We start from the raw sequence: 12,772 nt of genomic DNA on the forward strand, positions 1-12,772 counted from the left end.
CTCCTATTATATTTCGCCATCATCCTCCATATAATTGTTTGAGTCCATCTCCTGCTGAATTCGTGCTGCAAATTCTGAAATAGTTGGTGCTTCAAAAAGCCAACTAATTTTAGGCTCTATACCTAACTCTTCCTTTAAAGCGTTTACAAGTCTGATAGCTTTTAAAGAGTCTCCTCCGTTTTGGAAAAAATTTGAATCCTTATCCAAAATATCTTTTTCAAGTATAGTTTGCCACACTGAAGCAACACTTTTTTCAAAATTTGTCATATTTATATCTGCTTGTTTCTCATCTTTTTCATCAAAATCCGTTTGCTTTATAGAATTGAGTAATTTATTTCTATTTACTTTTCCATTGGCAGACAACGGAATTTTGACAACTTCATATATTCTCTTAGGAATCATATATTCTGGAACAATATTTTTTAGCCTCTCAATAATCTCTGCTTCACTTATAAAATTCACTTCTTCATGATTCCTTGCTATAAATATCGTTTCTCCAGTTCCACATTTCGCATTTTCGGCGGTTAATCTAAAACTCATAATGTTATCGAATCCAGCATTTTTCAACAACTCCTTCCACTTATCAACTGACAAAAGCGGCATACATGTACCCTTGCGAAGATCTTGTATCATTGAGAATCCTTTTTCTAATAACGCTACTGAATTTAGAATCAATCTATTAGGAATGGTATATTCCTTAAATAAAAGAATGCCACCAGATTTTAGCATTTCTTTGAAATTGGATAATGTCAATTCAATATCATAGCTTCTATGAAGTGTATTGTCTGCTACTATTATGTCCATTTTATGGCGAAGTTCTCCAATATAAAGATAAGGTTCCTTAAAATCATAAGTTATACTTTTCAGTCTGTTCACATCTCCAGCTATCTCTAATGCCTTATCTATATACTCGCTTGATTCATCCAAGTAATAGAATTCTCCACCATTTCCTAGCACATCCATATATCTTTTGGTATTACTTCTCATCCTACTCCCAATTTCCAAAACAGAAGAGTCAGTTCCCGTAATCTGTAAACTCATTTTATATAATGAAAACAACACATCTTTCATCGTTTTATCGAGTGGGCTAATTTCTTCCAAAACTACTGGTAATGCTTTAAATTCCCCCTTGCTTATTATTTCTACGTCAGCATATTTGTTGCGTAAAATGGTAATTGTTGCTGGTATATTCTCTTTCAATTCCTTATAAAGTTTTAATACCCTTTCCTTTTCTTGGCATTCTTGCATTTCCCTGTATAAATCATACTCGAATTCATCTCTTCGACAAATTATAACGCCTAAATTTGTCTTAACCATCATTCCTTCATCTATTAAAATATCTATCCATTTCTTTACAAGATTTTGGAATTCAAGATTAACGTTGAGAAGTTCTGCAAATTCTCTTGATGTATATTCGCAGTTTTCCTTTACACCCATTTCTATAAATGTTTGAAATATTATCATTGCGGATATTTTTTCTAAGGATTTTCCATAAGAATTTATAAATATCTCTTCCTCATTCTTTACAACTTCTTTTTTTAGTTCATTTATTCCATTTTCCCAAAATATATCCTCATCAATTTTGACATATTTCATTTTATCGAAACAAATAAAGGCTATTAAGTATTTTTTGTTTATTACCTCTACTATTGACTCTTTGATTTGGGGAATACTATTCAACGCATTTTCAAGTTCTCCTAATTCAATACGATGTCCACCTATTTTCACCTGATTATCCAATCTCCCAAGAAATTCAATATTACCATCATTCCAATACCGTCCCATATCTCCGGTACAATACAGCCGTTCTCCAGTTCTATCTAAGACAACAAATTTTTCCTTTGTTTTTTCTTTATCGTTTAAATATCCCTGTGCAATGCCATCTCCGGCAATATAAAGTGTTCCCGGTACCCAGTCAGGGCAATCTTCCATATTCTGATCCAGAACATAATACTTCTGGTTTGCAAGCGGTTTCCCATACGGAATACTCTTCCAATCTTCCGGCACAACCTCTGGAATCTCGAAATGATTAGACCAGATACTGCCTTCTGTTGCTCCTCCAAGAGCAACAATCTCAACATTCTGGAACAGATTACGGATTCTCCCCAGAAGTGAAACAGGAACCCAGTCACCACTCATCATTACTAACCGCAGCGATTGTGAAGTTACCTGCCTTTGATATTCCTCATATTCTGCCAGCATTTCTACAAAAGCTGGCACGCTGTTCCATACGGTAATATTCTCATGATTCAACCAGTGAATCCAATGCGCTGGATCTTTTCCATATTCCGGATCCGGAAGAACCAATTTCCCACCTGCGCCTAAAATGCCAAAAACATCATAAACAGACAGGTCAAAATGAAGATTGGAGATTCCAAACGCCGTATCCTGTTCTGTAATCTGATAGCGTGCATTGATATCCAGTATCGTATTCACTGCATTATGGTGAGTAATCATTACTCCTTTCGGCATCCCGGTTGTTCCCGACGTATAGATTACATACGCAAGGTCTCCCGCCTTATTCTCCTGTGCTTTGTATTCAGAATCGGTTTTTAATTCAGACACAGAAATACAATCCCACTCGTGCAGCCATTCGGTATCCTGATCATACGCCTGATTCTGCACAAGAATGATTCTTGTTCCACTATCACGGAGAATCTTTTCAACTCGTTCTCTCGGATTATGGATATCTATCGGAAGATATGCGGCTCCGGCAAACATGATTCCATAAACAGCAACTACCTGCTCCCACCCTTTTTCCATAAATACAGCTACCGTCTCTTCTTTTTTTATTCCCATGCTCTGCAACTGCCCGGAAATGTAAAACGCTTCTTCTTTTATCTCCCGATATGTCATCCGCCTGCTGCACGTTACCAGCGCCTCCTTATCCGGAAATTTGTCTGCCGCCTCCAAGAATAATCCATCCAACGTTTTCTCTTCAAATTCAGCCGCCGTTTCATTCGCCTGACGCCGTTTTTCTGAAATTTCCGCTATTACCAGACTTGCCGTTTTTTCCTGCATGATCTCCGGATGAACTGCTAGCGTATGAAGCAGGCCGGTATATGCCCGGAACATCTCATCCAACATTCCTGGATAAAATAATTCGTCCACGGAATCCCAAAACAGGCATAAACAGCCATCCATTTCAACCACCTGATGATCCAGCCACACCTGCGGCGTCTGTGAAATGTTATAGTTCAGTTTTCCAAGCCACTTTCCTTCATGCCACTGCTCCACGCCAAGACCACTGGTAAACACTACCGGCATAATAGCGCCCCGCATATTTCCAGTCTTTTTCTTTAATTCGCGCTCCAGTTCAACCGCGCCATAAGCTGTATGCTCCAGATCTTCTGTAAGCTGCTTCTGAATTGCCTTTGTCCTTTCCGCAAAATTATTCCCTGCATTCTTTATCTCCAGCAATGTCAGTGTTGTAAAATCTCCAACCAGATTGTTCACTTCCGGATGCAATTGTTTCCGGTCAAACTGCGTCAGATTAAGTGTAAAATCCTTATTACTGCTCCACAAGCGGAGAGTCTCCGCATAAGCACTCATCAAAAGAACAGAAGGCGTTACCTCCAGTCTTCCCGCCGCGTCTTTTACAGACTGCCATTCTTTCTGTGACAGTTTTGCGCTCCGGCGACAGAAACGCTGCTCTGTAATCTGGCTTTCGTTCTTTGCAAGCGGCAGATCCGGTGCGTCCGCAAAAGTCTCCACCCGGTCTTCCCAATATTTTTTATCTTTCTCATAAGCAGAGGTAGACTTTATCTGCTCCAGTCCCAGCACGTAATCCCGGAAAGACAAAGTAATCGACATTTCCGCTTTTCCATTTCGATATACTTCTGCCCACTCATCTAAGAGATGGAACATACTCCAGCCGTCAAAGATAATATTGTCAAAACTGATATGGATTCTATGCTTCTGGTCCTCTATTTTAGTGATTCGCACATCAAACAGAGGCCATTCATCTGTCTGAATTACCTGATGAGACATCTCTGCCCGTTTTTCATCCAATGCCTTTTCTTTTTCTGTCACTTCCAATTGTCGGATATCCGTCACGTCAATATGATACTGGGGAGTATTCTCCAGTATGCGCTGCATACCATCCGGCTGGATAATAACACGCATCATCCCATGCCTCTGTATCAACAGATTCCATGCCGTCTCTGCGCACTCAGTATCAAGGCCGTCTGCATCCAGTTCAAAATAACAGTGTGTTGCAACATTTCCCAATTCATACAATCCGCTTCTGCCAAGCCAGTAAGCATACTGCACATCGGTTAATGGGAACGAATGATATGCTTCCTCCAGATTCGGTTTGATCTGCAGTGTATCTTCTTCTTTCCGTTCGGACTGTTCAATAGCTTTTGCCAGAGATTTTACGGTCAGATTTTCAAAAATCGTACTGATCGTTATTTTGCAGCCGAAGGTTTTCTGTACTTCCGAGATCAACCTTGTGGCAATCAGCGAGTCTCCCCCAAGGCTAAAATAATTATCTTCAATTCCAATATTTTCATATCCAAATAATTGTTTCCAGATATCTAAAAGCTTTTCTTCTGTTTCTGTCGTTGCCTTTGAAAATCGGATAACCGCAGTTTCTTCTTTAAAATCTTCCCGCAATTGCTTCCTGTTAATCTTCCCATTGGACAATGTTGGGAGCTGCTCCATGAAATGATAGTTCTGTGGAACCATATACTCCGGCAGTTTTTCTGACAGATATTCCCTTAGTGCTCCATTATGATAGGACAGGACAGACGCCTGCTGTCTGCTGCAGCATATACATCTTCCATATCTCTCTGTCACAGCACAGTCTTCGCCCAATCCTGCCTCTGATAAACATTCTCTCCACAGCAGGCAATCCGGGGTAACCAGCCCTGCTTCTTTTCTCTTGTCCCGAATATCCGCAAAACCATTTTCCAAAAAAGCCGCTGTAAGTTCCTGAAGGTATGTCCTTACCACAAGGTCAGTCATCAGCAATATTCCGTTTGGCTTCAGTAATTCCGCTACTTTCTTTACCGCATCCGCAGCATCAATATTTCTATGTAAAGCATTTACCGATATCACAACGTCATAACTATGCAAGGACATCTGCTGCTTATCCATGCCTTCTTCCAGATTCAGCATCTCAAACTCGACTCTCTCATATCCCGCAAGTTCTTTCTCTGCTTCCTGCAGAAAATATTTTGAAGAATCCGCATATGTATAAGCCGCGCTTACATCTTCCAGTGCATTCAAAAACTGTCTTGTAATTGCAGTGTCCCTTGTACCAATTTCTATAATCTGGAGTGGCTCTTTTCTGCGTTCTTCTGCCAGAAGCCTTAATCCCTGCACCAGTCTTTCCACTGTTTCCTCGCAGCCCGGAATCCTCCGAAGCAGCATATTCGGAGCCAAAGCCGGCTCTTTCTGGTAGAATACGTCCAGCGGAACTTCATTCCCAGTAACCATATGCTTCAGATACGGCTTCAGTTTATTAAAATACGTTTCCGTATCTCCAGCTTTTTCCGGTACAGCCACTTCCTTCCCGGTACGCGATAGTCTGCCGTCCTCTTCTCTCAGGATTCCTTCCTTCTTTAAAACTTCCAACCATCTTGCCACAGTATTCTTCTGTGTTTCCGTAATGCTCCCTTTTTCAAAAATTTCCTTCTGCGAAAGAACTTCCTTCTCTGATACAAAAATGCCTAACTCTATGAGTGTCTCCAGCATAAGCTGTACACATCTCTGGTCTGCATAGGCAAGGAAATTTTTGTATGCTGTCTTCCGTTCCTGCTGCATCTGCCAATTGCTGACATCATCCTTCAGTTCTTTCCAGCCCCCACCAAAGATATCTGTGCCGTACAAATACGTTGTAACTTTAGAATCTTCCTGTATCGGCGCTCCGATATAAGCAGCCAGCGTTTTATTGCCATGACCATCACTAACTGTATCAACAACTGCATGAGCCACACCCGGAAACTCCTGAATCGCATGTTCAATTTCTCCCAATTCAATCCTGTGTCCGCGAATCTTTACCTGATGGTCTTTTCTTCCCAAAAATTCAATTGTCTCATCATCCCAGATTCTTCCGAGATCGCCGGTCCGATACCATCTTCCATACTGATCTGTGATAAATTTCTGCCCCGTAAGCGCAGAATCTCCCCTATATCCTTTTGCTACACCAAAACCGCCAATCCAGAGTTCGCCTTCTGCCCAGTAAGGGCAATCCCTTCCATACTCATCCACAACACGATATGCCTGATATCTGAGTGGCTTTCCATAAGGAATAGATTTCCAGTTTTTCGGCATCGGCAGGGTAACATTCTGATAATTGGACCAGATACTTGCCTCTGTAGCTCCTCCCATAGCGACAAACTGGCAATCCTCTGTCCATGCCGCAACCCTCTGCGGGAGATCCATCCCAATCCAATCTCCAGAAAGCATAACCGCCCTGATCGGCAGTTTCTGTTTCATGGATTCCGCCCGTATCAAAAGCATATCCAGAAGCACCGGCACTGAATTCCAAACGGTAATCTGATATTTCAACACTTGTTCCAGCCAGTAATCCGCATTCCTTCTCTCCTGCTCTGGAAGCAATACCAATGTTCCTCCTGCGCCTAAAATTCCAAAAACATCATATACCGACAGGTCAAAATCCATAGCTGATACAGCCAGCGCCCGATCTGCACTTGTCACATGGTACTTTTCATTAATATCCTGAACCGTATTCCATGCGCTTTCATGCGCAATCTCTACACCCTTCGGAACACCTGTAGAGCCTGACGTCATGATGATATAGGCGCTGTCCTTCGGCGACACCTCTGGCAGTCTCACATTTTCCTGTCCCTCTTCCATACCCTCCATCACAAGGATTTCCGTACCTTCCGGCCAGTCCAGTTTTTCGGATAATTCCCGATTCGTGACCACATAGCGGACTCCCGTCTTCTCATGGATTAACGCTCTCCGATCTTTAGGCTGGCTTAAGCTGACCGGAAGGTATGAATTCCCGGAAAGCAAAATTCCTAATGCCGCCTCGATCTGTTCTATCCCGCGCGGCAGGGTAAGTGCAACCGGGACTCCCTTAATATCCTTTTCTGAAATTCCTGCCGCCACTGCTGTTGCCCGTGTTTTTAATTCCCCATAGGATACCGACCTTCCGCTTCCCGCATCAATAAGCGCAATATCTTCCGGGCAAACTTCCGCATGGTTCATAACAGCCCAATGCAGGCATTCCACACGCTCCGGCACTCCTGTACGCGCTGTATCTTCAATTTCTCTTTTTCTTTTTTCAGGAAGCACATCAAATCGCTGATTCCAGTCCTTCTTTCCCAATTCATGCAGAAGATTCTCAAAACACTCCAGCATATCCGGGATCATATTCTCCGGGAATAACTTATCCACGCTGTCCCATGTAAGCTGTACGCCATTTTCATCTTCATAACTCTGGAAGTCATTCCACACCTGCGGCGTTTGGGAAATCATATAGGAAAACTGTCCCAGTTCTTTCCGGAACGTATCATTTACCAACGGCGTTCCCAGATTGCAGGCAAAAACAACCGGCGCCACTGCCCATGCGTCTCCATACATCTGTGCAAGGTCTCTCTGGACTTGCACGCCGGAATATGCCGTATACTTCATATCCTCATGAAGCTGCTTCTGGATTCTGTCTAGCAATTCTGCAAACGTCGGATTCCCTTCGCAGTCAATCTCCAGCAATAACAGTGTAGTGAAATCTGCTATCACGTCTTCCAATCCCTGCTGCTCTGTTTTCCGGTTAAAAAATGGAATATTAATAAGGAAACGATGATTCCTGCTCCACCGTTCCAAAACCGTCGCATATGCAGTAAGAAGAACCATTGCCGGAGTTGTCTGGTATTTTTTTGCCCGCATTTGCAAATGATCCCATTCTTCCTTTTCGATTCTCACAATCCTGCGGTTGAACACCGTTTTTTCCACTTCTTGCGGACGTTTTGCCAATGGAAGGTCAGGGCCTTTTGGCAAATGCTCTAAACGATTCTTCCAGTATTTTTCTGCGTTTTTCCGTTCCTCCCCTTCTTCCTGTTTCTGCCGTTCCAGATAGGAAGCAAAATTCCACCCTTTTGATTCTTTCGGCAGGTTTTCCCCTCGGTAAGCAGATGCCAAATCCCTCAATAATATCTGCAGACTCTGTACATCAGCAACCAGAAGCGCCATGTCCACATGAAGGCGTGCCTTATTTTCAGGAAAAAGCGTAAGCTCTATTCCTGCTACTTCACCTTCCTCAATCTTTAACTTCCGATGGGATAAACGTTCTCTGACAGATACTGCCATTGCCTCTGCTTCCTCAGATGACATCCGTGAAAAATCATGAACCTTTATTTTTTCGCAATACGGCTTATCCAGGATTTTCTGTGTCCCGTCTTCCAGAAAGCAGGCACGCAGCATGGGATGATGATACTGCAGCACATTCCATGCTTTTTCCAGACGCTCCGGATCTATATTTCCCCCATCAAACTCTAAATACGCATGACAGTCTATTCCTCCAAGAGCCTGTTCTTCATCCCTGCCAACCCAATATGCATACTGTACGTCTGTTAAAGGAAACGGCTGTTTCATATCCTTTTCCGGCGTTATCTTAGATTCTTGCGCCCGTTTTTTGCCCGCTTTTTTCTTCATGCTGCGCTGGATCAGCGCCCACCAGCCTTCAAGGGTAGGATTTTCCATCAATGAACCGAATGAAACCTTAACCCCCTGTTTTCTCCACTGGTTTACCAGACGCATGATCGTCAGGGACGAAAGCCCAAGCTCCAGCAGATTTTCGGAATCCCCCAAATCTCTGGCTACCGGCAGCTTTTGTTTGATCTGTTCCTTTATCTCTATATATTCCATGATTCTGTCTCCTTCTATTTTTCCTGTGCCATCCGTTCTAATGCTTTCTTATCTATTTTTCCTACGCTGGTCAGTGGCCATGTCTCTACCCGTTCTATCTGATCCGGCATTTTATACGCCGCAACGCCTATTTCCCGCAGGAACCTGTGGATTTCCTGTAAATCGATCCCGGCTTCATCATCGGTCACAAGGAATGCAGATATCCGGTTTCCAAGGGTTTCATCCGGAACGCCGACAACGGCTGCCTCTTTGATTTTCGAATGCCTGCAAAGGTAAGCTTCAATCTCTGAAGGCATGATCTTTTCTCCGGCGCGGTTAATCTGCTCTTTGATCCTCCCGCCCAAACGTAACCTTCCGTCTTTCGTCCACATAGCTTTATCGCCCGTCCGGTAAAATCCGTCCGGCGTAAAGCTCTTTTTATTCGCTTCCTCCGCCATATAATAACCATCAATCGTATACGGGCCTCTGGATAATAATTCCCCAAAAACTCCTTCCGGTACGGCCTTATCTTCTTCATCCACAATCTTCACTTCATCCGCAGGAGACACCGGAGTTCCCTGGCATCTTGCAATCAGGGAACCTTCATCCTCCGGGCTAGTAAAGGACAGTAGCCCCTCCGCCGTACCAAATACCTGCATCAGTTTACACGGCCATTCTTCAATGATCTTATCCGCAAGGGAATCTTCCAGCATTGCGCCGCCTACCTGCAAAATCCGCAGGCTGGATATATCAAAATCTTCATCCCATTCCAGCATTTCCATGCACACAGTAACCATAGCAGGAACCAATGCCGTTATCGTGACACCTTCCTCTGTAATTGCGTCAAGGATATCATCCGGGCTGGTCGCAGACGCAAGCACAACTTTTCCTCCCACGTCCAGCGTGCCTAAAAGCCCCGGGCAGCATAATGGGAAATTATGAGCTACCGGAAGAGACGCCAGATAAACGTCACTGCTATCCAGGCGGCATCTCTTCGCGGACATGCGGGCATTATACATATAATCCGTATGGGTGCGCGGAATCAGTTTCGGAACCCCTGTCGTCCCGCCGGACAGCAAAAGCACCGCCGTTTCATACCCATCCACAGCCGGAAATGCTCCATTTTCTCCACACGTTTCCGCAATCATTCCACTGATATCCCCGGATTCGCTATCTACAAATATATGCCGGATACATGAATATTTCTCTTTCATCGCATTTGCCATCGGCACATATGAAAATCCCAGATATTTCTCCACCACAATATAAGCGGCCGGCTTTGCCAGTTCAATAATTCCTTCCAGTTCCGCCTCCCTGTGGGCCGGCAGCATCATGATCGGCACCGCCCCTATCTTGGAAAGCGCAAAAAACACGACCACAAAAGAAATCCTGTTCGGAAGCTGTACAAGCACTTTGTCTCCCTTTAAAATCCCTTTACGCAGAAAAGCTGTCGCAAGACAATCTGCTTTTTGCTTTAATTCCATATAACTGATCTCGTCTTCGCTGTCCGTGACCGCAGTTCTTTCTCCATATTTTTCCGCCCACTTATCAAGCTGTTCTCCAAAACTACATCTCTCCCAACCTTCCAGATACTCATATTTGCTCATATCTTTCTTATAACCCATTTGATTTATCTCCTTTCTTATGCACCGCCACATACGCAGCATATCCTTTGATCCTGACCGGATACAGGAACCAGCCCTGATCATTCCTGCCTTTTTCTATAATTTCCCCGTTTCTGACAGAGAAGAAATCCATTCCTCTTCCTAATCCAATACCGAGTGCTTTTACATACGCTTCTTTGGCCGCCCAGTACTGGAAAAACAAAGCCGATCCTTCCTTTATTACATCTTCCGCTTCTTCTTCCGTATAAAAATTCCCGGCTATCTCCCAGTAATCCGGACATCCCGCCATTTCCTGCACATCCACTCCGATGTCCATTCCAACAGCGAATCCCGCTAGTATGAATTCTCCCGAATGCGAAATATTAAAATCTACGGTCTGCTTTCCTGCAATCTTTTTATGATAAGGCTTGCCCCGTTCACTGACAGAAAAATCAATCGTTTCCACATCTAAATATCTTTTCAAGAGAAGCCGCACGACAACCTTCCCGGCTATATAACGCATCCTGTCTTCCGAAAAGCGGAATCTTCCGACCTGCTCCGATTCCTGCCCACTCAGGATATATTCATGGTTCACCCAGAAATCTGTCATTTCCGGCCAGCAGATGCACCATATATGTATCTCATTTTCACGGATACAAAGTTTGCCTGCCGCCAGAAATTCCTTCGCTCCATACCGTTTAATCTCCATCTTTTATTCCCGGCAGGCGCCTTATAACTTCACTTATTACTTCGTCTTCGTAATCCCGCAAATAAAAATGTCCTCCCGGAAATATCCGGTAGCTAAAATCATTATCCGTATACTTTCCCCATTCGCAGATTGCGCTCTCATCCGCTTCGCCATCCTTTTCTCCGCCAAATGCAGCGATAGGCGCATGCAGTACTATTCCCGTCTTGTCATAATATGTTTCATCCATGGTAAAATCTGCCCGTAGCATAGGCAGAAAGAAATCCAATAATTCCTGATTCTCCAGTATCTCTTTTGGCGTCCCCTCAAATCTTCCCAGTTCCCTCTTAAACTCTTCATCCGGAAGATGATAGATCGGATTCGGCTCCGGAATACTGGGAATCCGGCTACCGGAAATAAACAGACAGCTCGCTGTATATCCGACCGCTTCCAATCTCTTTTCCAGCTCATAGGCAATCTTACCGCCCATACTGTGCCCCCATAAGGCATACGGTCCATCCACAACCTCTCTTACTGCCTCTTCCAGATCATCTAACATAACCGGCATATCTATATACGGCTTCTCCATGATCCGTTCTTCCCTTCCCGGAAGCTGAACCAGACATACCGTTACTTTTCCCTGCATCTTTTTCGCCCACTGGTTATAAGCAGAAGCGCCGCCCCCCGCAAACGGCAGACAAAACAAAGTTATTTTCTCTTTGTTAATATTTTCTGTATTTTTTATCAACTTCAAATTCACTTTTATGTTCCTCTTGCATCATGTTCTTTTTTATTCTGTTTATTATCATTTTGTGATATGCTTTTCCCAAGCATTTCTTATTCCTATCCAGGATTAGTTGACTCTAACTCTTTGTCAAAAAAAATTTTTGATCCATCCCAATATTAAACCGGACGCCAAAACAATATGCGCTACCATAATCCCGTTTACGACCAGGAAATATCCGGTTACAGAAAAAACACCTGCTATCGCGCATTCAATAATTAAAATTGCCCTCGCGCGCATACCATAAACTTTCTTTTCTTTCTCATCCAGTTTCTTACTGCTGGCATCCACCGGTGCCATAACAAATATGACTCCAACTGCAGCAAGCCATATGATCCGTATTTGCCACATCACAGCCGAACCAGACGCCAGATACTGACCGCACAGAAGGACAAGGATACTGGAAACAACCATGCAGCTCCCTGCTTTTTCTAAATGAATCCCTCCGGCATACTGCCTTAGAACAGTAAAGGGCAATAAAAAGACTAGCATCTCCAGCCAATTCCCCGTTACAATGCCAAGTATGACAATGATAAGGTATATCGCCACCCTGCCCAGCAGTACGCCGTAAGCATATTCATACAGCCTGCGGTCTTTCTCTTCAAGAATCCCGTTCCTGTTTTGCACTTCAAAAAGCCAGCCGGTAGTTTTTTTCCACACTAGAATTTCCTCATTTTCTTAACTTCTTCCGGCTCTTCTTCCTGATAGTACAGCCAGTTGCACGCCAGATTTGCCGTATATGCCGTCAGGCAGAGTGCAAGACAGTTTACAACTCCAAGTACTTTGATACCCAAGCTTTTTCTGATTGTTTTTTTCATAGTTACATGCCTCCATTTTTTTCCGATAGTTTACACAAAAATCGCCCTTTTTTCAATTACCGTG

The 12,772-nt window shown here is 43.6% G+C and carries 6 protein-coding genes; all 6 read right to left on the minus strand.

Annotated elements, in window-relative coordinates:
• Positions 1–6 precede the first annotated feature (6 nt).
• Positions 7–8,838: a non-ribosomal peptide synthetase gene (locus D8Q48_RS12840; RefSeq protein ID WP_118037245.1), complete on the minus strand. Its 8,832-nt coding sequence runs from the start codon at positions 8,836–8,838 to the stop codon at positions 7–9.
• Positions 8,839–8,852: 14 nt separating this feature from the next.
• The gene (locus tag D8Q48_RS12845; protein WP_118037244.1) at positions 8,853–10,442 is read right to left on the minus strand and encodes an AMP-binding protein; all 1,590 of its coding nucleotides are present in this window, start codon (positions 10,440–10,442) and stop codon (positions 8,853–8,855) included.
• Positions 10,432–11,130 carry a 4'-phosphopantetheinyl transferase superfamily protein gene (locus tag D8Q48_RS12850; protein ID WP_054335603.1) on the minus strand — a complete coding sequence of 233 codons (699 nt, stop codon included), beginning with the start codon at positions 11,128–11,130 and terminating at the stop codon, positions 10,432–10,434. The genes D8Q48_RS12845 and D8Q48_RS12850 overlap by 11 nt, the downstream gene beginning before the upstream one ends.
• The gene (locus D8Q48_RS12855; RefSeq protein WP_118037243.1) at positions 11,120–11,866 is read right to left on the minus strand and encodes an alpha/beta fold hydrolase; all 747 of its coding nucleotides are present in this window, start codon (positions 11,864–11,866) and stop codon (positions 11,120–11,122) included. The genes D8Q48_RS12850 and D8Q48_RS12855 overlap by 11 nt, the downstream gene beginning before the upstream one ends.
• A gap of 114 nt (positions 11,867–11,980) precedes the next feature.
• Positions 11,981–12,550: an accessory gene regulator B family protein gene (locus tag D8Q48_RS12860; RefSeq protein WP_199484343.1), complete on the minus strand. Its 570-nt coding sequence runs from the start codon at positions 12,548–12,550 to the stop codon at positions 11,981–11,983.
• Positions 12,550–12,708 carry a cyclic lactone autoinducer peptide gene (locus D8Q48_RS12865; protein WP_015528432.1) on the minus strand — a complete coding sequence of 53 codons (159 nt, stop codon included), beginning with the start codon at positions 12,706–12,708 and terminating at the stop codon, positions 12,550–12,552. Before D8Q48_RS12865 ends, D8Q48_RS12860 begins: the two co-directional genes overlap by 1 nt.
• Positions 12,709–12,772: the final 64 nt, after the last annotated feature.

The sequence above is a fragment of the Ruminococcus sp. B05 genome (assembly GCF_003628495.1).
Lineage (GTDB): Bacteria > Bacillota > Clostridia > Lachnospirales > Lachnospiraceae > Schaedlerella > Schaedlerella hominis.